This is a genomic window from Microvirga lupini (genome assembly GCF_014191055.1).
Taxonomy (GTDB): domain Bacteria; phylum Pseudomonadota; class Alphaproteobacteria; order Rhizobiales; family Beijerinckiaceae; genus Microvirga; species Microvirga lupini_A.
Genome location: NZ_JACHWB010000006.1, coordinates 155,176 through 179,587 on the forward strand (window position 1 = coordinate 155,176; position 24,412 = coordinate 179,587).

General features: G+C 61.4%; 18 protein-coding genes. 9 read left to right on the top strand and 9 right to left on the bottom strand.

Annotated elements, in window-relative coordinates; genetic code table 11:
• Positions 1-90: 90 nt before the first annotated feature.
• From FHR70_RS19495 to FHR70_RS19500, 3 genes are all read right to left on the bottom strand, one after another.
• Positions 91-2,619, bottom strand: a complete 2,529-nt coding sequence (locus FHR70_RS19495) for an ATP-binding protein (RefSeq protein ID WP_183453290.1) — start codon at positions 2,617-2,619, stop codon at positions 91-93.
• Between the two features lie 192 nt (positions 2,620-2,811).
• Positions 2,812-2,973 carry a DUF6894 family protein gene (locus FHR70_RS24610; protein ID WP_425487884.1) on the bottom strand — a complete coding sequence of 54 codons (162 nt, stop codon included), beginning with the start codon at positions 2,971-2,973 and terminating at the stop codon, positions 2,812-2,814.
• 320 nt (positions 2,974-3,293) lie between these two features.
• The gene (locus FHR70_RS19500) at positions 3,294-4,103 is read right to left on the bottom strand and encodes a Crp/Fnr family transcriptional regulator (protein WP_246408310.1); all 810 of its coding nucleotides are present in this window, start codon (positions 4,101-4,103) and stop codon (positions 3,294-3,296) included.
• Positions 4,104-4,348: 245 nt separating this feature from the next.
• Here FHR70_RS19500 and FHR70_RS19505 point away from each other — a divergent pair, with 245 nt between their 5' ends.
• Both FHR70_RS19505 and FHR70_RS19510 read left to right on the top strand, forming a co-directional pair.
• A complete protein-coding gene (locus FHR70_RS19505) occupies positions 4,349-5,866 on the top strand; it encodes an ATPase domain-containing protein (protein WP_183453292.1) in 1,518 nt (505 codons plus the stop codon).
• Positions 5,853-6,893 (top strand): sensor histidine kinase, encoded by a 1,041-nt coding sequence (locus tag FHR70_RS19510; protein WP_425487886.1) that lies wholly within the window; start codon positions 5,853-5,855, stop codon positions 6,891-6,893. The genes FHR70_RS19505 and FHR70_RS19510 overlap by 14 nt, the downstream gene beginning before the upstream one ends.
• A 412-nt stretch (positions 6,894-7,305) precedes the next feature.
• On the opposite strand, the gene FHR70_RS19515 is transcribed toward FHR70_RS19510, so the two are convergent.
• The 6 genes from FHR70_RS19515 to FHR70_RS19540 all read right to left on the bottom strand — a co-directional run bounded on the left by FHR70_RS19515 (position 7,306) and on the right by FHR70_RS19540 (position 13,837).
• Complete coding sequence (locus tag FHR70_RS19515) at positions 7,306-8,202, bottom strand: carbohydrate kinase family protein (protein ID WP_183453296.1); 897 nt, start codon at positions 8,200-8,202, stop codon at positions 7,306-7,308.
• The gene (locus FHR70_RS19520) at positions 8,199-9,269 is read right to left on the bottom strand and encodes a sn-glycerol-3-phosphate ABC transporter ATP-binding protein UgpC (RefSeq protein WP_183453298.1); all 1,071 of its coding nucleotides are present in this window, start codon (positions 9,267-9,269) and stop codon (positions 8,199-8,201) included. Before FHR70_RS19520 ends, FHR70_RS19515 begins: the two co-directional genes overlap by 4 nt.
• Positions 9,269-10,777, bottom strand: coding sequence for an argininosuccinate lyase (gene argH, locus FHR70_RS19525; protein WP_183453300.1), 1,509 nt, complete (start codon positions 10,775-10,777; stop codon positions 9,269-9,271). Before argH ends, FHR70_RS19520 begins: the two co-directional genes overlap by 1 nt.
• A 4-nt stretch (positions 10,778-10,781) precedes the next feature.
• Complete coding sequence (locus tag FHR70_RS19530; RefSeq protein ID WP_210277712.1) at positions 10,782-11,603, bottom strand: carbohydrate ABC transporter permease; 822 nt, start codon at positions 11,601-11,603, stop codon at positions 10,782-10,784.
• A 29-nt stretch (positions 11,604-11,632) separates the two neighbouring features.
• A complete protein-coding gene (locus tag FHR70_RS19535; protein ID WP_425487887.1) occupies positions 11,633-12,508 on the bottom strand; it encodes a carbohydrate ABC transporter permease in 876 nt (291 codons plus the stop codon).
• Positions 12,509-12,583: 75 nt separating this feature from the next.
• Positions 12,584-13,837 carry a sugar ABC transporter substrate-binding protein gene (locus FHR70_RS19540; RefSeq protein ID WP_183453306.1) on the bottom strand — a complete coding sequence of 418 codons (1,254 nt, stop codon included), beginning with the start codon at positions 13,835-13,837 and terminating at the stop codon, positions 12,584-12,586.
• A gap of 164 nt (positions 13,838-14,001) precedes the next feature.
• On the opposite strand from FHR70_RS19540, the gene FHR70_RS19545 reads away from it, so the two are divergent.
• The 7 genes from FHR70_RS19545 (at position 14,002) to FHR70_RS19575 (ending at position 24,168) form a co-directional block, all read left to right on the top strand.
• On the top strand, positions 14,002-15,255 hold the full coding sequence (locus FHR70_RS19545; RefSeq protein WP_183453308.1) for an ROK family transcriptional regulator: 1,254 nt from the start codon (positions 14,002-14,004) through the stop codon (positions 15,253-15,255).
• A complete protein-coding gene (locus tag FHR70_RS19550) occupies positions 15,245-17,641 on the top strand; it encodes a PIG-L family deacetylase (protein WP_425487885.1) in 2,397 nt (798 codons plus the stop codon). Before FHR70_RS19545 ends, FHR70_RS19550 begins: the two co-directional genes overlap by 11 nt.
• Before the next feature lie 4 nt (positions 17,642-17,645).
• Entirely contained in the window at positions 17,646-18,557 is a 912-nt protein-coding gene (locus tag FHR70_RS19555; protein ID WP_183453310.1) for a DMT family transporter, read from the top strand.
• A 399-nt stretch (positions 18,558-18,956) separates the two neighbouring features.
• Complete coding sequence (paoA, locus tag FHR70_RS19560; RefSeq protein ID WP_183453312.1) at positions 18,957-19,592, top strand: aldehyde dehydrogenase iron-sulfur subunit PaoA; 636 nt, start codon at positions 18,957-18,959, stop codon at positions 19,590-19,592.
• On the top strand, positions 19,589-20,539 hold the full coding sequence (locus FHR70_RS19565) for an FAD binding domain-containing protein (protein WP_183453314.1): 951 nt from the start codon (positions 19,589-19,591) through the stop codon (positions 20,537-20,539). Before paoA ends, FHR70_RS19565 begins: the two co-directional genes overlap by 4 nt.
• A gap of 3 nt (positions 20,540-20,542) precedes the next feature.
• Positions 20,543-22,762 carry an aldehyde oxidoreductase molybdenum-binding subunit PaoC gene (gene paoC, locus FHR70_RS19570; protein WP_183453316.1) on the top strand — a complete coding sequence of 740 codons (2,220 nt, stop codon included), beginning with the start codon at positions 20,543-20,545 and terminating at the stop codon, positions 22,760-22,762.
• 656 nt (positions 22,763-23,418) lie between these two features.
• Positions 23,419-24,168 (top strand): SDR family NAD(P)-dependent oxidoreductase, encoded by a 750-nt coding sequence (locus FHR70_RS19575; protein WP_183453317.1) that lies wholly within the window; start codon positions 23,419-23,421, stop codon positions 24,166-24,168.
• Positions 24,169-24,412: the final 244 nt, after the last annotated feature.

Consider the following 24,412-nt stretch of genomic DNA (forward strand, 5'->3'; position numbering starts at 1 on the left):
ATCTTCTAATTAGGTCGAATGTTCGTTACACTGGGGAGCAGCAGATCTTAAAAACTTCTGTGATTTTCCTGTACAGTCCAAACGGGACGTTTACCGCCGTGGTTGGATAAGCTGTATGACCGTGTCGGACGGCAGCTTTCCTGATACGGCCTCGTCAACCTTCGCAAGAAACGCCTGCGGCTCGTAGGGCTTCGTCAGAAGGAGGAATCCTTCCTCAACGGCAGCACCTGCGGCGTCGCTATAGCCGCTCATCAGCAGCACAGGGACGTGCGGCCACCGCTCACGCATTGTGCGGGCAAGATCAAGTCCGTTCTGGCCACCCGGCATGACCAGATCGGAACAGACCAGGTCAAAACCTTGCGACTCCAAGACAGCCAGGGCCTCTGCAACCGATCCGCACACCCGTACGTCATGCTCGGCTTCGGTCAGCAGCATCCGTCCGACCTCAGCGACCGGAGGATTGTCCTCGACAAGCAGCACGCGCAGCTTGCGCTGGACACTATCCTGCTGCTGCTCACGCGCGCTGGGGAGCGGATTGTCGGCAGGCCGCGCTGCCCGAGGCAGATACAGTGTGACTGTGGTTCCTCGGCCGGGCTCACTGCGGATATCTACTGAGCCGCCAGATTGCTGGGCGAAGCCATACACCTGCGCCAATCCAAGACCAGATCCTTTCCCAACTTCCTTGGTTGTGAAGAATGGTTCAAAGACCCGCGCCAACACCTCACGCGGGATGCCGGCTCCAGTGTCGCTGACGGAGATCGCAACAGCCTCGGTCAGACCGCCGTCACGGAGCACAAGATTCTGGGCCGACACATGGAACGAGCCACCCTTCGGCATTGCATCGCGAGCATTGGCGGCCAGATTGATAAGGGCGACTTGGAGTTGAGAGCCGTCCGCCTGCACGGACCAGAGATCCTCTGCTAGATCCAGCTCGATGGCGATATCCCCGCGCAGGGATTGTGCCAGCATGTCGTGAGTGGCTGCCATGAGGGACGGGATCTCAATGACCTCGGGCTTGAGCGTCTGTCGTCGGCCGAATGCGAGAAGCTGCCCGGTCAATCTCCGGGCCTGATCGATCGCCTGAATGGCGTTCTCAATCAACCGGGGCTTGCGATCCTCCTTCGCTCGGCGGGCCAGATCGAGATTGCCCATCATGATCGTCAGCAGGTTGTTGAAGTCATGGGCTACACCGCTCACCAGAGCCGCCAGTGCTTCCATTTTCTGAGCGCGCCGTAACTGCTCCTCCATCTCGCGCGCTTGGGTGACGTCCATAGACGTGCCGAGCAGCTTCGTGACCCGTCCTGCCTCGTCGAGGATCGGGCGAACGACCGCATGTCGGATATAGGGTCCGGCAGGCCCTTCGCCCTCAACCTCATACTCCACGGGCTGCCGCGACGTGAGGCACTCCCGGTAATGCTTCTCGATCGTGGCTCCCATAGCACCTGGGAAGGCGTCTCGGGGACTTCTGCCGATCACCTGCTCGCGCGACAAACCCGTGATCCCCACGAGCGCTGGGTTCATCTCTTCGAATGCCATCGAGCCATCCGGGTTGACCCGGGTCAGCAGGAGGCCGACGGGCGCCTCCTGGAACAAGGCATGGAGGCGGGCCTCACTCTCCCGTAACCGCGCTTGTGTTGCAAGCTGCTGACGGGTCTGCCGAATGGCCAGGAACGTGATGCCTGAGAGTGAACCGGCAACAGCGAGCGCGAGACCCGCGTAGAGCAAAAGATCCTTGTACCAGCCGGCGAGCACGGCCTGGAGGGAGCGCCCATACGAGACATAGACAGGGTAGCCTGGCAGCTTCTTGTTGGCATACAGGCGCTCGACCCCATCGAGCTGGGCTACCTGCCGGTAGGGCGTGTTCGCTCCCCTCCGGATGGCCTGCATCAGGCCGCTCTCTGCTGTCAGCCGCGTGGGCTTGCTCAGAGGTTGGGGTCCTCGGGCCAATGCCGTCCCGTCGTCCCTGATGATCGAGAACGAGTCCTCGGGGCTGAAAGACAGGCTCTTCAAGGCCCCGGCAAAGTAAGCCGGATCCAGGGAGGTCACGATCAGCCCATCGAAACCCGCCTCAGCCGTTCGGCGCCGCGCGACATTAAAGAACAAGCCGGGGGTGGAGCGTCCGGGACGCGGTTCACCAATGTAGGTTCCTGATGGTCGGTCCTTGAGCGCCTGGAAGTAGTCGCGATCTCCGACGCGGGAGGTGTCAGGGGCTGGAAAGTACCGGCTGCTGTTGCGGCCTTGACCCCGTGAGTCGATCAGCCAGATCACATCGACGATTGGGAGGTTCTGGTCGAGTTGCAGCAGCCAGCGATGCAGCTCCTCGGAGGCGGCGATATCGTCCCAGGACATCCCATGGACACGATCATCCACCCGGCTGATGAGCAGTTCCTGCAACTCGAACACGCGAAGCGCATGCTCGGCCAAAACATCTGTGGCTCGCCCAACCGTCGCTTCGGCTTCCCGCAGATGCTGCCGATAGCTCTGCCATGCGCCGAAGCCGAAGAAGAGAAGAGGGATGATCACTGCCGCGGCCGCAAGCGCCCGCAGTGCTGGAAGAGACAGCCCGTCCGGTTGCGGGCCCTGTGCTCGTGCCTGTGCCGGAGGGGTAGTGCCACTCACGACTGGCCGTTTCGTAGCAATAGCATGTCCATCCGGAGTCCCTTCGGCCAGTTGATGGCCCATAGTTCCTGATACCCGCCATTCAGGCTGCTGTAAGCATCTCTGAATGGCCGAACCTTGGCTGATCTTCAGGTCTTGTAACCTGAGAAAGGGCCATGCTCAGGAGGTGGGCTCCACTCTCGTCAACGACCATCAGCCGCCAGTCGGCCCGGCTGAGGGCCATCCAACTCTCCGACAGGGCTTGAGCATCCTGACGGGCATGAGCCTTTGCGGCCTCAGCGAGGGGAGGGCAACACCCAAGGGGTCAGGGTAGGTGCGCCGTCCGTCCGAGATGTGAAAGAAATAGCGCGGCATGGCGGATCCTTAGGGCCGCGCTTACAACGTGAAGCAAGCGCTAAGGTTCCGGCCAACGCCCGATGATACAGCGTTCGCCTCCGGGCGCCCGAATTTGGCACCTCAAGGCAGAGGAAATTGGAAGCTAGCCTCATGGCGCAGGGCTGACCTTAGCCCTATTTCCGCAGTTGAGCTGAAAGGCGGCTTTCACGCGACCTCGGTTGAAAGCTTAGTTCGGCCCTAAGTAGCCTTCCAGGATCGTCAGCATCGGGTTGGATCCAACTCATATCCAATAACGATATCCTGTTATATATTACGGGCAGGGGCACCAGATACAGTTGTTAGGCTTTCATCCTGGATCCAGGTCGCTTGCCGCCCGCCTCGACCTTCTGAGCCGAACTCTCTTCGACCGTTGGATACACGCCTGTCAGCACTTGGTCGAAATGCCGGCGCAACGCGGTGTTGCAGCCGCATGACAAGGCATCCAGAGCGTCCAGATCGCGAACCCGAACGCCACCCCTGCGCGTCTCCAGCAGGTGTCGGCGCTTCAGGGACTGGATGACCCGGCTGACATAGCTTCTGCCAACACCCATCATGCTGGCCAACTGCTCCTGGGTTAGAGGGATGTCGTGATCGCCCGTCCGATCGATCGCGGCCAGCAGCCATTTCACCGTTCGCTGCTCAATCGTATGGATCGCGTTGCACGCCACCGACTGGAACACCTGCGCCAGCATGCAGTCCGCATAGCGGGCGAAGAGATGCCTTAGGCTCGGCGACCGGGTTTCGAACTCCTCCAGGTCGGCGGTGGACAGGCGCAGGAAGGGACCCGGGAACTGGATCTCGGAGCGGGCAAAGGCCGGCAGGCGCCCTTGGCTCACGATGCCGCCGACCGCCCCCTCACGTCCGATCAGGGCCGTCTCGACCGTGAGGCCATCCTCAAGCTCAACCACGAACGAGACCAAACTAGGACCGCAAGGGAAGTACACGAACCTGACCTCGTCCCCCGGTTGGTACAGCCTGGCTCCAGCCTCGCCCTCCCATTCCTGAAGCGACGGGGCCACGATGGCGAGGTCTTCCGGCTTGAGAGCGCTCAGCAGGTTGTTGCTGGCAATCCTCTCCCTGAGGCGTGACGGGATCATGGGAAGGTGCATTAGGCGTCTTTTCTCCACCGCTTCGGTACGTCCAACGTCGAAGAGCAACTTACGTTCAATTGTGAACATAAGCTGGACCATGTGTGCACATGTAGACAGACAGATCGAAAGCTCCCGTCTACAAGGACACCCAAGTGCCCTTCAAACGACGATCTACCGGCCTGTGCGACGGGCTCAGACCTGATGCGCAGCATACGGGTTCGATCGCCAACCCAACCGAACCCGCTTACCTGTTGAGACTGTCCATGACGCTTTCGTCGCCTTCCGATGCCGCTCCGATCCCGACAGGGATTCCAGGCCTCGACGACCTCCTGGCGGGTGGGTATGCCGCCAATCGCGCCCACCTGATCGAGGGCCGGCCGGGCTCCGGCAAGACCACGCTGGGGATGCAATTCCTCATGGCCGGTGCCAAGCTGGGCGAATCCTGCCTCTACATCACCCTATCCGAGAGCAAGCGCGAGCTACTGTCCGTCGCCTCCCGCCATGGCTGGTCGCTTGAGGGCATCGAGATCTTCGAGCTTGTCCCGCCGGAGCTGAGCCTCGATCCCAAGCAGCAGCAAAGCCTTGTCTATTCCTCCGATCTGGAACTCGGCGAGACGGTCCGCATGGCGCTGGCCGAGATCGAACGGGTGAAACCCAGCCGGGTGGTGTTCGACTCGCTCTCCGAGATCCGGCTTCTGTCCCAGGGGTCCCTGCGCTACCGTCGACAGGTGCTGGCGTTGAAGAGCTACTTCCTGCTCAATGATGCAACCGTCCTCATGCTCGACGACCTCACGTCCGAGCAGGACGACCTCAACCTGCACTCCATCAGCCATGCGGTCATCCGTCTTGAGCAGATCGTCCCGGCATACGGCTCAGAACGGCGCCGGATCACGGTGACGAAGATGCGGGGCACGGCCTTTCGGGGTGGTTACCACGACCTCATCATCGAGCGGGGTGGCTTGCGGATCTTTCCGCGCCTTACGGCGGCTGATCATCACAGGGAGTTTGCCTTTGACGCGATCCCCAGCGGCATCGTGGAACTCGACACCATCCTGGGTGGTGGCCTGAGCCGCGGCACGAGCACCCTTGTGGTTGGCCCGTCGGGGGCGGGCAAGTCCACGTTGGCGCTGGGCTATCTCTGGGCCGCCCTGGAGCGCAGCGAGCCTGCCCTCATGATCAGCTTCGACGAGACCATCGGTATTCTTCTGCAACGAGCCAAGGGCGTCGGCTTCGACTTGGCGCCTCACGTTGAGGCCGGACGGCTTCGCATCGAGCAGATCGACCCGGCCAACGTCTCGCCCGGCGAATTTTCTGGCCGTGTGCGGGAAGCCGTCGAGCAAGGCGGCGCGAAGGTCGTCGTCATCGACAGCCTGACCGGGTACCTGAACGCCATGCCGGAGCAGCCCTTCATCGTGCTCCAGATGCACGAGCTCCTGACCTACCTGAACCAGCAAGGCGTGGTCACGATCCTGATCCTGGCTCAGCACGGCATGATCGGCCAGATGGTCTCGCCGATCGACTTGACCTACCTCAGCGACACCGTCGTCCTTCTGCGTTTCTTCGAAGCGAACGGCCGCATCCGGCGGGCGCTGTCGGTGGTGAAGCGGCGCACGGGCTCGCACGAGGACACGATCCGGGAGTTCCGGATCGACAGTCAGGGTTTGCGCGTTGGTCCGCCGCTGGAGCAGTTCCGGGGTGTGTTGACAGGCGTACCGACGTTCGAGGGCCAACGCGCCTCGCTTCTCGAGGAGCGTGAGAGCGACAATGATGCAGGCCGATGAGGTGTCCGTACTGATCCTCGCCCCTCACGGGAGGGATGGCACGGTGGCAGCGGCCATTCTTGGCGAGCTCGGGATCAAAGCCACGATATGTCCCGGCCTTGAGGCACTTGTCGCCGAGTTGGATGGGTCGGCCTGCGCGGTGATCACAGAGGAGGCGCTTCTCAGCGCCGACCGGCGGGAGCTTGCCGAGTGGATCAAGGTGCAGCCGCCCTGGTCCGACTTTCCGTTTATCCTGCTGACCCAGCGCGGCGGCTCACCCGTCGAGCACCTGACTGACCTACTCGGGAATGTTACCGTGCTGGAGCGACCGTTCCATCCGGCTGTGTTGGTGAATGCCGTACGATCCGCCATGCGGGCGCGGCAGCGGCAGCGGGAGGTGGAGGCGCATCTCAAGGAGCGGCAGCAGGCGCACGAGCGCCAAGCGCTGTTGATCCGCGAACTGCATCACCGGGTCAAGAATACCCTTGCGACGGTCCAAGGGCTGCTCGGAGCCACCGCCCGCTCGACACATTCAGTCGACGAATTCTACCAGTCCTTTGCGGATCGCATCGTCTCGCTAGCCAACACGCATAATCTCCTGACCGAGGACTACTGGCAGACGGCACCGCTGGTCGAGATGCTCAGGAATGAGCTGGCTCATTATGACGATGGCGCGCAGCGACGGATCTCCCTTGACGGACCGTCGGTTGAACTCTCAGCGGATCTAGCTGTGCCGATTGGGATGGCTGTGCATGAGCTGACCACGAACGCAGCCAAGCACGGGGCACTTTCAGTTCCGGGCGGGCAGATCGCAGTGGCTTGGACGGTCCAGGATGTTGAAGCAGGGCGTCGGCTTGCGATTGACTGGGTCGAGCGTGGTGGTCCTCGTGTGGAGCCGCCGCGGCGCAAGGGTTTTGGCTCGACGCTGCTGCATCGGGTGCTGACCCATCAATGCCACGCAACGATCAGCATCGCCTATGACCCAGATGGCCTCTCCTGCCACATGGATATTCCTCTGGTCGAGGAGCGATTGGTGCCGGAGTATTGATCGCCGAGGCATGTGCCTGGCCCGGGTGCACCTCTCCTGCTGCATCTTGTCCGTGTCTTGCTCTGGAGGGCTACACCGCCCCTGACTTCACGCTCAAGTGGATCTTTCAGAGCTTTGGCCATCGGCGCGACCGCCAGTCTGAATAAAGGTCAGGAATTGGCACAAGGCAGAAGAACGAGTGTCTGCTCCAGCAAGAAACAGCAGACGTTCCAGGAGCGTAAGGGATCGGCGTAGAATGACCCAAACCGGACCACAGTGCTCTTGCGGCAATTCCTCAGACAATGGTCCGTCTCGCTGGAACTGTCCTGCGCAGCACTAAAGCTCCGGCGATGCCGACCTACACGTCAATATTTGGCTTGCAGCCAGTAACCAAACTGGCTGCGTTCCACCTGACGATATTAAGTGAGGCCGATCAGGACATGCGTGGTGGGACACCGCCTGCAGACTGAACAGACAATCCCCCCGCTTCTATTCCAGCCACCAAACTTCTCTCTAGGTCTGAAGTGCTGAGCCAGGAGTGCAGAAAGCCAGCATTGAAGGCATCACCCGCTCCTGTTGTATCGACCACCTTCACCCGAAGCGCTTCAGCAGAGACGCAGGTCGATCCGCAGGAGGCCATGGCACCGCCCTCGCCGCGCTTGAGCACCACCAATGGAAATCTCTCCCGCAGGCTCTCCAGAATCGCATCGTCCGCGCTTTCTCCAGTCAGCGCCTCTCCCTCCTCGGCGTTCGGAAGCAGCAGGTCGATACCCGCGCAGATCTCGAAGAAGTCCGAGTCGCGGCGGATCAGTTCATCGTCCCAACTCGGGTCAAGGGAGATCGTCAGGCCAAAACTGCGAGCCAAGGCGATCACCTCCGGAGTGTCCTTCAAGGTGGCAAATTCCGCGATGTGCAGATGGGTGACACCATCGGCCGAGAGAGCCTGTTCGAGGGTCGCCGGGCGTGACCCACCTGCACGCCGGGACACGAACGCTCTTTCCCCATTTTTGACCAGAGCCACCGTCGGCTGAGGGCCGGCGTCATGTGACCGCTCGACGAACGACAGATCGATCCCGCTGGCTTCGAGTTCCGGGTTGAGGCTCTGCGACAGTGGGTCCGAACCAAGGCGGGTGACGAGGGCAGCCGGTCGCCCTAGGGAGGCGAGGTGCGCCGCCGTGATATAGGCCCCACCGCCGGCCGCGATAGTGACGTTATCTGCAAACCTTTCGCGTCCCAGCACTGGCATCTCGTGCAGGCCCGTGAAGATGATGTCGCAATAGGTCCGCCCAAGACATAGGACCTTGCTGCGCTCCATAGGCGTTCCGGTCATCGGGCTGCCAGCGCTTTCTCGGTGGCCTCGTCGAAATAATAGAGGCGCTCTGCCGGGGCATGGAGTGTCAGATGCTCGCCAATCTGCGGGATCTGCCGACCCGGCGCGGAGCCGATGACGGTCTGGCCAGCGCTCTCGATGTGCACGAGGGTCTCCGAGCCGAGGGTTTCCACAACCACTACCGTGCCCGACACGGTCAGTCCTGGCACGCCGGGGCTGCTCGGGACAAGATCCTGCGGTCGTGCGCCAACCAGGATGTCCGCGCTGGTCGCTGCGGCTGACGGAACCTGAACGGATCCACCAAGCGCCAGATCCGCTCCTCCATCCCGTAGGGATGCCGGCAGCAAGTTCATCGTCGGGCTGCCGATGAAGCGGGCGGTGAATATATCGACCGGGTTCTCGTACAGCTCGAGAGGCGTACCCACCTGCAGGATCCTGCCATCGCGCATTACCACGATTCTGTCGGCCATCGTCATGGCCTCGACCTGATCATGCGTGACGAACACCGAGGTGGTGCCGAGCCTGTGGTGGAGTCGTTTGATCTCGATCCGCATCTGGGTGCGCAATTGGGCGTCGAGATTGGAAAGGGGCTCGTCGAACAGGAACGCGGCCGGATCGCGCACCATCGCCCGGCCTATGGCGACCCGCTGGCGCTGGCCGCCCGACAGCGCCGAGGGGCGGCGATCGAGGAGCTGGGAAAGGCCGAGGGTTTCGGCAGCCTGCTCGACGCGCTGACGTTTCTCGCTCTTTGAGAGGTTGGAGCGATAGAGGCCGAAGGCAATGTTGTCCGCGACTGTCATATGCGGATAAATGGCATAGTTCTGGAACACCATGGCGATGTTCCGATCCTTGGGCTGAAGATCGTTGACGACACGTCCGTCGATCCGGATCTCGCCGCCGCTGATTTCCTCAAGCCCGGCAATCATCCTGAGGGTCGTCGACTTGCCGCAGCCCGAAGGGCCCACGAGGACGACGAATTCGCCGTCGCGGACTGATAGATCGATGCCGTGGACCACAGTCGTATGCCCGTAGCGTTTGATGAGGCGATTAAGGTCAATGGTGGCCACTACTGGGCTCCCATAAGTGCTGTGAAACGGGATTGAAGGTCATGTGCAGAGGTCTGCTCGCGCTGCGCCGCGTTCTGCATGCGTTTGCGAATGCCAGATGTTTCATCATTGTAGGCGGCGATGGCCTGGGAGAGCGCCCTAGGCGCCGGTCCACCGAACCGGTCGCGTACAGCGACGAAGTTCTCGGGCGAAACAATCTTAGCAAAGTCATCCTCGTTGATGTTCGCTGGACGTCCAGTGCAGTGCTCGAAAGACTCCCGGAAGACCTTGTAGCCGTCGATCCCGATGTCACCTTCTATGGCCACGACCGCGCGAGCGACGGCTGCTGCAATCTCGTGGGCCTCCCGGAATGAAAGCCCCTCACGACGGACGAGGCTGTCGGCGAGCTCGGTCACTGTGATGCAGCTGCGGCGGATGTTCTGACGCACCCGGTCAGCATTGATGCGTAGCGCCGGAACCAGCGCCGTGAGCAAGTCGAGCACGCGCCCGCCGCTCTCAAAAGCGCCATATCCGAAGCCCTGACTTTCGCCCTCGCTGTCGTTCATGTCGGTGAACGGAGTGTTGTGCATGATCGTCAGCATGGCCTGCGCCCGACCGACCGTCTGGGAGGCAAGGTGGCGCATGTGCTCGATGGGCACCGGATTGCGCTTCTGCGGCATGATCGAGCTGATCTGCACGAAGGCGTTGGGCACATAGACTTGGCTGACCTCGAAGCTTGTCCAGAACTGCAGGTCCTGGATGAAGCGCCCGAGATGCAGGAAGATCAGCTCGATGGCTGAATAGGTCGAGGTGACGTAGTCGATTGCCGCGATGCAGCCATAGGAGTTCTGCAGGGGACGGCTGAAGCCGAGAAGCCGCGCCATCAGGTCTCTGTTTATGGGAAAGCCGCTTGTGGTAATGGCCGCGGCTCCCATCGGGCTGCGGTCCACGATATCACGGGCCGCCTCCAGCCTTGTGATGTCACGCAGCAGGGTCTCCAGCACCGCCGCAAGATAATGCCCAAAGACGGTCGGTTGGGCCGGCTGACCGTGGGTATAGGCGACGATGAGTGTACTGTTCTCCCGCTCGGCAACCGACGCTAGGGTTTCGGCAAGGCGGACGAGACGCTCCAGCAGCGAATCGATCCGGTATTTAAGACCGAGCTTGAACAGGGTATGATCGATGTCATTACGCGAGCGTGCGGTGTGAAGTCGACCTGCCAGATCCGGACCGAGCCGTGTGCGCAGCTCCTTCTCAATCAGGAAGAAGAAATCCTCGACCTCTCCAGTATAAGTGAGGGCGCTAACGTCCAATTCGCGGTCGATCGCTTCAAGCGATTGAGCAATCGGACGGGCCTGCTCGATTGTCAGAATACCAGTCTCATGTAGCATCACGAGATGAGCCCTGTCGATCCGGCGGAAGGCCTCGACATGGTGATCCTTCGCGCCGTCGAAGAGCGGGCGCAGAACGGCTTCCTTGTAGACCGGATTAGGGAATATGGAGCTGTCGTTGTAGGAGCCTGCAGTCATCGGCTCAGCCTTTCAGCCCGGTGAGCATCACGCCTCGGACGATGTAACGCTGGAGAAACAGGAAGATGATGAGGGTCGGTAGGGTCGCGATACTCGCGCCCGTCATGATCTTCTCCCATTGGATCGATTGCTCGACCGCGAAGCTGGAGAGCCCGACAGGCAGGGTGTAGAGTTCAGCGCTCGTGGTCACGATGAGAGGCCAAAAGAACGCCGTCCAATTGCCGAGAAAGGTGAAGATGGCGAGTGCCGAGAGGGCAGGGGTGACGAGCGGCATGGCGATTTTCCACCAGATTGTGAACTCGTTGAGTCCGTCGATCCTCGCCGCCTCCAGAAAGTCGTCCGGCACACCTTCGAAAAACTGCTTCATCAGGAAGGTGCCAAACGCCGTCATCATCCCTGGGAACATGATGCCCCAATAGCTATCGATCCAGCCGAACTGGCTCGCCATCAGATACCAGGGCAGGACCAGCATCTCGGTCGGGATCATCAGGGTGGACAGGATCGCTATGAAGACGATGTAGCGGCCTCGGAAGCGAAACTTCGCCAGCGTATAGCCGACGAGGCTATCGAAGAACACGTTCGACAGGGTGACGATCACCGCCACGATGGTCGAGTTCATGAGCCAGCGGGTGAAGCGCCCGTCACCGAGGATCTCGATGTAGTTGTCGAGGGTCGGCGTCTCGGGGATCACGCGCAGGTCATAGACCTGCGAAGCGTCCTTCAGGGACGTCGAGAGCATGAAGAGCAGGGGTGTCACCATGATGACGCCGCCAATAAACAGCAGCGTCCAGCAAAGGATCCGGCCTGGCCGGATATGTGGCATCATAAGGCCCGGTGGGAATGCGGCGGCTTTCATCAGCGGTCTCTCATGAGGCGCAACTGAACAAGGGATATCACGAGAAGGATCACGAACAGCACCACGGTCTGAGCAGCCGCATATCCCATCTCATAGGAGCTGAAGGCAGTCTGGTAGATCATCAGCACCAGGGGCTTGGTGGAGTTCAGCGGCCCGCCGGGATCGTTCGTGTTGATGTTGTAGACCTGGTCGAAGATGCGAAGGAAGCCGATGGACGAGAAAACGACGAGAAACACCAGGGTCGGCTTCAGCAGCGGCAGGGTGATCTTGCGCAGGATAGCGCCTTCAGGAAGGCCATCAATGCGCGCGGCTTCGTAATAGGTGACGGGAATAGCCCTGAGCCCCGCCAGGAAGATGATGATCTGGAAGCCTAGGCCTGCCCAGACCGCGGGCGCAAGCACGGCCGGCAGCGCCTGCGAGGTGGAGCGCAGGAACGGCTGCTGCGGGATGCCAAAGCTGGAAAGAACGTCGTTGATCACCCCGATGGGAACAGGCTGGTAGAACCAGCGCCAGACCCAGGCCATCGCCGCTGCGGTCGTAAGGAAGGGAAGGAAGTACAGCGCGCGGATGAATGAGTGCATGAACCGCACGCGGTCGAGGTAGTAGGCCACCACGAAGGAGATCAGCAGACTGATCGGCGTGCCGAGGATCAGGTACAGGAAGGTGTTGCGGAACACCTGCCAGAACAGCGGATCCCCGAGCAGCCTCCCGTAGTTCTCTAGCCCGACGAAAGCGGCAGGCTTGGTGATCGTCCAATCGGTCACCGACAGGTAGAAGGCTTGGAAGGTCGGCCAGAAGCGGATGACTACGTAGAAGACGAGCGGAACCGCGAGAAAGCTCCACGCCCAGATCACCTGCTTCTGACCGAGGCTCATCCTCGACCAGAGGCCGCCGGAGGCGACCTCCCGATGTGAGACGGTGGACATGCGCTGCTTCCTCGCGGGCGTAGATTAGCGCTTGGCGCGGTCGATGATTGCCTGTTCGGCCTCCGCGGCCTTTTCCAGGGAGGCCTTAGGATCCTCGCCGCCGATCAGGACGCGGTTGGCCATGTCGATGGCCACCTGACGCTGGGCCGCCTCGTCCTTGAACAGGGTGGTATGCGCATATTCGAGGCCTTTGAGGAATGGGCCGTAGACCGGATGCGCAACATTTTCGGGCGTCAGGGCCACTTCACGGCGGGCCGGCAATTCGCCCACGACTTCCATCCAGACCTTCATGGCCTCGGGTGAAGTGACGTATTTCAGGAACTTCTCGGCCGCTGCCAGCTTCTCGCCTTCCGCTTTCGTGGTGACGGCGTTGGCGAAGTAGCTCGCATAGTTGCTGCGCACGCCTTGAGCGTTGGCGGGAAGCTCGGTCACGCCCCATTCGAAGGCCTTGATCGTACCGAAGGAGCCGAGGCGGAAGGTGCCGTCGATAGTCATGGCGGCAAGGCCTGCACGGAAGGCTGCCTGTCCCTCATCCATGAAGCCGGCTTGACCGACCTTATGCTTCTTCTGCAGGTCTGTGTAGAAGGTGAGCGCTTTCAGGCCGGCCTCATCGTTGTAGGCGACCTTTGTGTCATTCTCCGTGTAAGGAACGCCACCGAACTGACGGATCAGCACCTCGCGCCACCACTGATGGTCCTGCCCGCCCATGTCGAGCGTCATACCGGCGGAGACGATGTTCCCGCTGCCATCGCGCTTCACCGTCTTTTCAGCGGCAGCCACGAGCTCGTCGATCGTCCTCGGTGGGCTGTTAGGGTCAAGACCCGCGTCCTTGAAGGCCTTCTTGTTGTAGAAGAGGGCCAGCGAGCGCACCGCGGTTGGTAGACCATAATAATCATTGCCGCGCTTCATGGCGCTTACGATCGGGAAGAAATCGCGCTCGATTTCAGCGGCCGGGAAGGCTTCTGCGCGCAGAGGGCGGATCATCTTGCCGGCAATGAAATTGTCGGTCCAGCCATAGAACAGCTGCACGACGTCAGGTCCCTGGCCTGCCAAGATCGCGGCGGCAACCTTGGTCTGGTAGTCCGCGTAGGGGAATGTGGTTTGCTTGACCTTGATGTCCGGGTTCGCTTCCTGGAACTTGGTGATGAGCTGGTTCATCGCCTTGACGCGTGTGTCGAACACATATTGCCAGTACTCGATCTCGACAGCCTTGGCGCCGGTGGAGGCCAGGGTGGCGAAGCCCAAGGCAACGCTCGCGAGCATATGACCGAAACGCATGTCCCTCTCCCTTCTTGCTGGCGCTGCGCGCCGTTCCATCTCTGATGCCGGCCTTAACGACCGATCCATCCTCAAGGCTCACCTAGAGTTAACGAGCTGTCAATAAGATAATCCACTTGAGTTATTTTATGGGCCGGGGCATCGTGGCGGCCTGGAGTTTGGATATGCCGAGAAAATCCAAGGCCGGGGTACGCTCAACGATCGGCAGCAATCCGGAGCGCAACCGTTCCCACAACCGACGCGTGGTGCTCGACGTCGTGCGCCAGCTCGGTCCTGTGGGGCGCACCGAGATCTCGCGCCACGCACATCTGAGCACGCAGGCCGTCTCGAACATCGTCGATGACCTCGTCGCCGACGGCCTTCTCATTAAGACCGGGCGGCTCAGGGCAGGGCGCGGACTGCCGCCGATCCAGTTCGCGGTCAATCCGGACGGCGGTATGACGGCCGGAGTCGAGATTGCGGCCGATCACATATCCACCCTTCTGGTCGACATCGGGGGGCGCGTCCGGGCACAGCGCACGATTGCAATCCCGCGCAACGACCCTGATAGCGTGCTGCCTGTCATCAAAGCCGAGATCGTCGCTGCACAGGCTCAGCTGAAATCCTCCGTGTCGCAGCTTCTCGGGGTCGGGGTGGTGATGCCGGGCCCATTCAACGTGGAAGGCATGACCTCCGTCGGACCCACAACGCTGTCGGGGTGGGCAGACTTCGACGCGGTGGCAACCATCGGACAAATGCTCGGAGCGCCCGTCACGCTCGAGAACGACGCCACTGCCGCAGCTGTTGGGGAACGCCTGCACGGCGCAGCCAAGGATCTGAAGAACTTCTGCCTGATCTATTTCGGGCAAGGGCTCGGCCTCGGCATCCTGATCGACGGGCGCCCTTACCGTGGCGCAAACGGCAATGCGGGCGAGATCGGGCATGTGCTGATCGAAAGGGACGGACGCCTTTGCTCGTGTGGCCAGCACGGCTGTCTTGAAGCTTATGCCTCCGTGCAGGCTCTTGCTGAAAAGCTTTCCGCGGCAGGAATTCTGGGGATCGACTACACTCGCCTGGAGCAGTTGCACCGCGAGCGGCACCCGATGATCGCAGAATGGATCAAGGAGGCGGCCAGCTACCTCGCGCCTCAGGTTGCGATGCTCGAAAACCTCTTCGATCCGGAGGCTGTCGTCCTCGGCGGCGCTTTGCCGCCAGGTCTACTGGAGGATCTCACGAGCGCCATGCAGCCGCTGCCTCTGTCCGTTGCACGCCGCAGGAACCGGAGCGAGGCGCGCCTGATCCATGGCCGCACAGGGCGGTTCACAGCGGCACTCGGCGCCGCAGCGCTGCCGATCCTCGAAGCCATGACACCTCGGCTCGACACTGCCCAGGCAGCCGTCCGCGAACCGATGAACGAGGAGATTGCACTTGTTGGATGATCACAGCCGTCTGGCTCACGCCGTCCATCAGCCTGCCCTTGTCCGCCTGCATCGAGCCCTCAGCCGGTTGAAGTCCGTTCTGACGGTCATGAACACCGGTGCGCATCCGGATGACGAGATCAATGGAATGTTGGCGGCCCTGCGCTTCGCTTACGGTATGCGGGTCGTGGTGGCCTGCTCCACCCGGGGTGAAGGAGGGCAGAATGCACTCGGGCCCGAGCGGGGCGGCGTTCTCGGCGTGCTGCGAACGGCTGAGATGGAGGAGGCAGCGCGCCGCATGGATGCGGATGTGGCTTGGCTCGGCCATGGCCCCGATGATCCGGTCCACGATTTCGGATTCTCGAAGAACGGCGATGATACACTCCATCGCTGGGGCGAGGAGCGGATCGTCGAGCGCCTCGTGCGCGCCTATCGCCGCTACCGTCCGGACGTTGTCATTCCGACTTTCCTGGACGTGCCGGGTCAGCACGGCCATCACCGCGCTATGACTCGCGCGGCCGAGACCGCGCTTGCCCTCGCGGCCGATCCGTCGGCTTTTCCGGAGCATGCCGCGTTCAGCCTTCAGCCCTGGCGGGTCTCCAAGTATTACCTCCCGGCTTGGTCGGGCGCGGGCTACGCCTACGATGACGAGGTGCCCCCGCCGCCCGCGACGCTCAGTCTTGAGGTAGCCGGTGGTGACGAAGTCACGGGCCTCGCCTACAAGCAACTCGGCGAGTGGTCGCGCGCCGCGCACGCTTCCCAGGGCATGGGCGTGTGGCGGGACAAGCCGGTCGATCGGTGGAGCCTGCACCTGAAAGTGCGAGCCGGTGGCGAAACCGGATCTGAGAATGACATTCGCGATCACGTGCCCGCAACGCTGGCCGACATCGCGGCCATGCCGGGCATGAACGGTTCGGCGGCCACAGCCTTGCGAGAGGCCCAGACGCAAGTCGATGCCGCCATAGCGGCTTTCCCGGACCGTTCCCGGATTGTCGAAGCGTTGAACGGTGCGGCGCGTTGGATCGAAGAGGCTCGGAAGGGATTGGACGTGGAGGCGCAGCGCCAAGTAGGCCATCGCCTCTACCGGAAGCTACGGGAAATCGATGCGGCTCTCTTCGAAGCCAGCGTCAACACGGCCCGGGCCGTTTTCACCGGGCCGGCGTATCCGGGCGCGCGACTTTCCTTGCAGGTGCATGTCGACGGGCGCGAGCTTACAAAGATCACGACGGCGCTCCGCCTTCCGGAAGGCGTTGACGCCACTGTGACGCGTGACGAGCCAGGTCACGTGCAATATGAGATTGCGATCTCTGAAGCGGCGCCCCACACGGGGAACTATCCCGAGTCCTTCGATCCGCTGGGCGGCAACGGCGCGTCCGGCCTTCGCATCTCGGGAAAGGTCGGAGACCGCATGATTGACGTCGATCTCGATCCAGAAGAGCCCCTGAAGATCGGGCCACGTCACTCTCTGTCTCTTGATCCTGCGGTAGCACTCATCAGGATGGGAGAGCCTACCTCTGGAATCCGGGTGCGAGCGGTCGGGGCTGAGCTGGCGGATTGGAAGGTACCGACGGGGTGGACAATTCGCCAGGAGGGAAGCGACTGGGTTGCCGTGCCGCCCCGTGAGGTCGGCGCTGGCCTTGCAACGTTCGTTCCCATCGTGAACGGCAGGCCGGCGAGTTCTGCGGGGACCATCGCCTATCCGCACATTCGGCCGACATCGATCATTGAACCGGCGGAGATGAAGGTCCTCTCGCTCAATGTCACTCTCCCGGCGGGGGCCAGGATCGGCTATGTGGGCGGCGGGAGCGACAATGTCGGCGCCCACCTGCGCCGCCTCGGCCTCGACGTGACGGATCTCGGGGAAGCCGAGCTGAAGGCTGGTTCGCTTTCCGCCTTCACGACCATCGTCATCGGCATCTTCGCCTTCGGTCTCAGGCGCGACCTCCGAGATGCGACGGTGTTATTGCATCGCTTCGTAGAGGAGGGCGGTCATCTGGTGACGCTCTACCACCGTCCGACCGATGGGTGGGACCCTACCGCCACACCGCCGCGCCGCCTCGTCATTGGCTCGCCCTCGCTGCGCTGGCGCGTGACCGATCCCGCCGCTCCCGTCAAGGTCCTGATGCCTGAGCATCCTCTGCTGACCTCCCCGAACAGCATAGAGGCAGGTGACTGGCAGGGCTGGGACAAGGAGAGAGGCCTCTACTTGGCGGCGGAGTACGATCCCGTCTACGAGGAACTGCTGGCCCTGAACGATCCAGGCGAGAACCCGCTCAGGGGCTCCCTGATCTCCGCTCGGATCGGGCTCGGGCGACACACGCATGTGTCGCTCGTGCTGCACCACCAGCTGGACAAGCTGGTCTCCGGCGCGTTCCGCCTGCTGGCCAACCTCGTTCAGCCTGCCTGAGTCGATGGTTGTTGAAGCCGAAAGCCGATCCGCCGGTTCCGCAGCCTCCCTGTGGAGCAGCGCGGCATGGCTGCTGCTCGACATGAGCCTGGTGACGGTCATGCAGGCTATGGTCAAGGCGAAGGGTGACGTCTACCCGGCTGTTCAACTCGTCTTCCTACGCTCCCTCGTCGGGTTCCTGACGGTAGCGCCGCTCATGTGGCACCACCGTGCCAAGCTGGCGAACCTGTCGAACATCCGCAGCCATCTCGTGCGCGTTGCCTTCAACTCCACGGCACTGACCTGCAATTTCGCAGCCTTCGCGGCTCTCCCGCTCGCTCTCGTTACTGCTATTGGCTACACCCGTCCCCTGATCCTGCTGGCCATGGCGGCAGTTATGCTCGGGGAGAGGGTGAGCCGGATCCGTTATGCACTTACAGCCGTGGGTTTTATCGGAGTTGTCATCATGCTGCGGCCCGACGAGATTCCCTGGAGCATCGGGCTTCTCGCTGCCTTCGGGTCCGTGTTCTTCGGCGCGCTCTCCGTGGTGCAGACCCGCCGCCTAGCCGGCGAGGACACGATCGTTCTGATGCTCTTCTACACAGTAGGCCTCACACTTCTGACATCAATTCCAGCGGCCCTCGTGTGGGTGCCGATCCCTTGGGCTGAGGCACCGAGCATCATCTTGATCGGGATTCTGGCCCAGGTCGGCCAATATTGCTGGCTGCAGGCCTATCAGAAGCAGGAGGCGCGGCTTCTGGCCCCTATCGGTTACCTGTCCATCATCTTCTCGAGTTTTGCAGGCTGGATTTTCTTTAGCGAAGTTCCATCATTGTCGTTATGCATCGGTGCAGCCGTCGTCGTTCTGAGCACCACACTCGTAACACCTGTTGAGCAATGGCTTAAGAAAAGGGTAGGGAGGAAAGGCCTGATCTGACGTCTAGGCCTTCGATACCATGTCAGCTCCTGGCACATCGGCGTAGTAGGCCGAATACCCGCTAAAGCGAGTAGCAGACTTTCCAAGGGCACCTGCAATTCCCCTTGATTGATCCAATCCCGACGTTAGCTTGAAGGTGAAGATTTACAGATTAGGGGCGTTCACGGCCTGACATCAGGGACTGCGCTAGCGCACTCGGCCCCGAAATCAGGACAATACCCTTGCCGGCACATTCTCAAGACTCCTAGCGGCTCAGCTTTGTGGCATTCAGGTTGAACCTCTTTAGGCAGCGAGCCGTTGTTGAGTGATCCGAAGCCGGTCGCGCTCCCGCGAGCGAGGCCACCTGCGGACTGCGGCAGGGTGGAATTTGCCCCGCTGTAATCAGAGAAAGAGACCGACATGGCGCATCCTAGTGAGCTGAATGTGAATCGGCGCGAGGTGATCGCTGGAGCCGGAGCTTGTGCGGCGGTTGCGGCAGCGCCGCTACCGGCAGGGGCGCAGCGGAGTCGCGTTGAAACGCCTGTGCTGACCCAGGTCTCGTTCAATGTGAATGGGCAACTTCATACCCTGGAGATCGATACTCGTACGACCCTGCTTGACGCTCTGCGGGAGCACTTGCATCTCACGGGCACCAAGAAAGGCTGTGACCACGGCCAGTGTGGCGCTTGTACGGTTCTGGTTGATGGGCGACGGATCAACTCTTGCCTGACCCTAGCCGTGATGCACCAGGGCGACACCGTCACCACCATCGAGGGGCTTGGCACTCCAGACAACCTGCACCCGATGCAGGCAGCGTTCATCAAGCATGATGGCTATCAGTGCGGCTACTGCACACCCGGACAGATTTGCTCGGGTGTAGCGGTGCTCGACGAAATCAAAGCTGGGATCCCAAGTCATGTCACGGCTGACCTCACAGGCTCGGTGCAACTCAGCGAGGCGGAAATCCGCGAGAGGATGAGCGGCAACATCTGCCGGTGCGGCGCCTATTCCAACATCGTCGAGGCTATGACCGAGGTCGCGGAGAAACAGGGATGAGATCCTTCACGTATGAGCGTGCGAACACCCCTGGTGAAGCCGCAGCCGCCGTCGCCCGCACGCCGGGCGCGAGGTTCATTGCGGGTGGCACGAATCTGCTCGACCTGATGAAGCTGCAGATCGAGACACCCACGCACCTCGTCGACGTGAACGGCCTGAAGCTCGATACCATTGAGCCGGCCCCGGAAGGTGGGCTCCGGATCGGCGCACTTGTCCGCAACACTGATCTTGCCGCCGACGAACGCGTTCGCCGCGACTATGCTGTCCTATCCCGGGCTCTGCTCGCTGGCGCATCCGGACAATTGCGCAACCGGGCGACAACGGCAGGGAACCTTCTTCAGCGCACCCGCTGCCCTTACTTCTATGACACCGCTCAGCCCTGTAACAAACGGCAGCCCGGCAGCGGCTGTTCGGCCTTGGACGGGGTCAGCCGACAACTCGGCATCGTTGGGGTGAGCGATGCCTGCATAGCCACTAACCCGAGCGACATGGCAGTCGCCATGCGCGTGCTCGACGCCACGGTCGAGACGGTGAAGCCCGGCGGGGTCAGCAGAACGATCCCGATTGCTGAATTTCACCGCCTGCCTGGGGATACCCCCCACGTGGAAACCGCGCTGGAGGCGGGGGAATTGATCATCGCGGTAACCTTGCCGCCACCCCTCGGCGGTCGGCAGATCTACCGCAAGGTACGTGACCGCGCTTCATACGCCTTTGCTCTCGTCTCCGTAGCGGCTGTCATCCACCAGGACGGCACGGGACGCGTGGCTCTCGGCGGGGTGGCGCATAAGCCTTGGCGGATTGAGGCCGCAGAGGCAGATTTGCCGCGCGGTCCCAAGGTGGTCACTGAACAGCTTCTGGCCGATGCCAAGCCAACCCACGACAATGCGTTCAAGCGACCACTGGTGGAGCGTACGCTCGGAGCCGTGATATCCCAAGCGAGGAACTGAGGCATGCGGTTCGACACTCCCGCCACAACCAATCCCATCGACCAGCTCAAAGTTGTTGGGAAGCCCACCGACCGGATCGATGGCCGACACAAGACAAGCGGCACGGCACATTATGCCTATGAGAGGCACGACGTAGTGCCGGATCAGGCTTATGGCTTTGTGCTGGGTGCTGCGATCGCCAAGGGCCAGGTTGCTGCCATGCACCTGGAGGAAGCGAAAACGGCGCCAGGCGTTGTAGCGATCGTCACGACGCTCGACATGCCACGGTTGGAGCGCGGCATGATGAATGCCGCCTATCTGTTCGGCGGACCTGTTATTCAGCATTACCACCAAGCCATCGCCGTGGTGGTTGCAGAAACCTTTGAGCAAGCACGGGCTGCGGCCTACCTGATCCGCGTCGACTATGAGCCCGAAGCGGGCAAGTTCGACCTAGCCGCTGAGGCGCCGAATGCTCCGCTCGTTGGGGACGATAGCGGCGAGGGCAGCAGCGGGCCTCCCGAGGTTCGCGTCGGCGACTTCGAAGGCGCGTTCGCAGCGGCGGAGATCAAACTCGACGAGAGCTATACGACGCCCGATGAGAGCCATGCCATGATGGAGCCGCACGCCACGATCGCGGCGTGGGACGGGGATCAGCTCACCCTCTGGACTTCGAACCAGATGATTGCCTGGGGCAAACGCAGCATTGCCAAAATCCTTGGCATTCCGGCACAGAAGGTTCGCCTCGACTCGCCCTATATCGGCGGCGGCTTCGGAGCAAAGCTGTTCATCCGGGCCGATGCCGTGCTGGCAGCGCTCGGCGCCAAAGCGGCACAGCGGCCGGTGAAGCTGGCGCTCGCCCGCCCATTGATCGCCAATAATACGACACATCGGCCTGCCACGATGCAACGCATTCGCATCGGTGCGAACCCTGACGGCATCATCACGGCCATCGCGCACGAGAGCACTTCTGGCAATCTGGCCGACGGCAAGCCTGAGACGGCGGTGTCACAAACGAGGCTGCTCTACGCGGGCGCAAACCGCCTCATGGCCATGAGGCTCGCGCCGCTTGACCTGCCAGAAGGCAATGCGATGCGTGCCCCGGGTGAGGCGCCCGGCATGATGGTGCTTGAGGTTGCCATAGACGAGATGGCTGAAAAGCTTGGACTTGATCCTGTCCAGTTCCGGATCCTCAACGACACCCAAATCGACCCGGAAAACCCCGACCGGCGCTTCTCCCACCGCGATCTCGTCGGCTGTCTCCGGCTGGGTGCTGAGCGTTTTGGCTGGGACCAGCGCAATCCTCAGCCTACCCAGGTGCGGGATGGACACTGGCTTGTTGGAATGGGCGTGGCAGCGGGCTTCCGCAACAACCTTCTGACGAAATCCGCAGCGCGCGTTCGGCTCGACCGCGAGGGAGTTGTCACGGTAGAAACCGACATGACCGATATCGGAACGGGGTCCTACACCATCATCGCCCAGACTGCGGCGGAAATGATGGGTGTGGCCTTGGATAAGGTTGTTGTCCGGCTTGGTGATTCTTCGTTCCCCGCCTCCGCAGGCTCCGGCGGACAATGGGGCGCGAACAACGCGACGGCTGGTGTCTATGCCGCCTGTGTCAAGCTTCGCGAAGCCGTCGTGCAGCAGCTCGGCTTCAATTCTGCCGATGCCGTATTCTCAGGGGGCGACGTGCGGTCGGGCAATCGCAGCGTGCTACTGGCCGACGCCGCAAGTGCGGGTGACCTCGTTGCCGAAGATCTCATTGAGTACGGCAACCTCGCCAAAACGCATCAGCAATCGACCTTTGCGGCGCATTTTGTCGAGGTTGGGGTCGACGCAGCAACGGGTGAGGTTCGGGTTCGGCGCATGCTCGCCGTATGCGCGGCGGGACGCATCCTCAATCCGAAATCCGCCAGGAGCCAAGTGATCGGCGCGATGACGATGGGCGTCGGCGCGGCTTTGATGGAGGAACTGGCCGTGGACAAGCGGCGCGGCTTCTTCGTCAACCACGATCTTGCGGGTTATGAGGTGCCGGTCCATGCCGACATCCCACATCAAGATGTCATCTTTCTTGACGAAGTCGACCCGATGTCCTCACCTATGAAGGCAAAGGGGGTAGCCGAGCTCGGCATCTGCGGCGTTGGGGCGGCTGTCGCAAACGCGGTCTACCATGCCACTGGCATTCGTGTCCGCGACTATCCAATCACGCTCGATAAGCTCATCGACCGCCTACCCGAAGCCGTCTGAGATGCCCCTTTGTTTATACTCCAGGTTATATATATATGCCCGCTGGGAAAAAGCAGACAGGAAGCGATCTCAACCCGCCCTCAGGACCGCGGGCCCGCCTCGCATATCTAATGCCCTGCGGGCCTGGAGCGGAAGGGCTGCTGATGGCACATACGCGAGCTAGACTGAAGGTCTGCTAACAAACGGGACTACAGACATTCCCGAGGCGTTCGCAATTTCGCCAAGTGACCCATTCCAGACCATTGCGAGGCGCTGCAGGCCTTCAAAGTTGCGTGAATTGGTGCAAGGATACCCCCGACCGTTGCCTCGTAGCTTAACGTGGTGGAATGCTGGTGCTCAATCCTGACCCGACACTTGCTGCAGCACAGCACCTTTGTCAGTATTGATGGCCGCAAGGCCGCAATCCAAGCCTATATTGACCAGACCAACCGGGATCCCAAGCCGTTTGTGTGGATACAGTCCACCGACGAGATCCTCGCCAGCGTCAAGCCCTTCGTCCGACGCTCTTCGAACGCGCATCCCCAGCATTATAGGGACAATTGTCACCGCGGCGGGAATGGCACACATTGCTAAGCAATCTAGTACATGCGCCCCTCGGTCGTACTTGCCTGAGAATTGGGGCACACTTAGCTTTGCAATCAAGGGAAGGATAAGCAATGAGTGGCGATAGGCGATTTCAGGGGCGCAGAGCCGTTGTGACTGGAGGCGCATCGGGCATTGGCTTTGCTGTAGCCACGAGGTTCGTGTCCGAGGGAGCGCAAGTGGCAGCTTGGGATATAGGCCCAAGCACGCTTGCGGACGCCCGCAGCAGAATCGGTGACAGCTTGACGAGCATCCACGTTGACATCACGGACCCCGCGGGTGTGCACGCTGCCATGGAGCAAACACTCTCTGCGCTCGGCGGCGTCGATATTCTTGTGGCAAGTGCCGGTATCACAGGACCGAATACGACGACGTGGGAGTATCCTGTCGATGCTTGGCGGAGGGTAATTGACGTCAACCTCAATGGCCTGTTCTACTGTAATCGCGCTGTCGTCCCAACGATGCTGGAGGGCGGCTATGGCCGCATCATCAATGTGGCTTCCATTGCTGGCAAGGAAGGCAATCCGAACGCCTCGGCCTACAGCGCATCCAAGGCTGCCGTGATAGGTTTGACAAAATCGCTTGGCAAGGAGCTTGCCAAGAACAACATCACGGTGAACTGCGTGACGCCGGCAGCAGTCCGCACACCGATCTTTGACCAGATGAGCCAAACCCATATCGACTTCATGCTATCGAAGATCCCCATAGGGCGGTTCGGGACAGTGGAGGAGGTGACCGCCTTGATCTGCTGGCTAGCGAGCGAGGAATGCTCGTTCACCACTGGCGGCGTTTTTGATATCTCCGGCGGGCGTGCAACGTACTAACACACTTATTTTCTATCTACTTCAAAGTGCCAGCGCGCGAGCGAAATCAAAGAATACAGCTCTTAGAATTACTCAGACACCCCTAAGGAGCTTGCGACGTTGCCTGCTGTTGGATGCAATAAGAGTTGACCGGCGGTACAAATGCTCAGGCTGCATTGCCTGCTATAGTTCTCCATTCCGGCAAGGCATCAAGGCGATGCAGACGGGTAGCAGGGGACGGAGTAGCGAACTTCTCACCCAAACG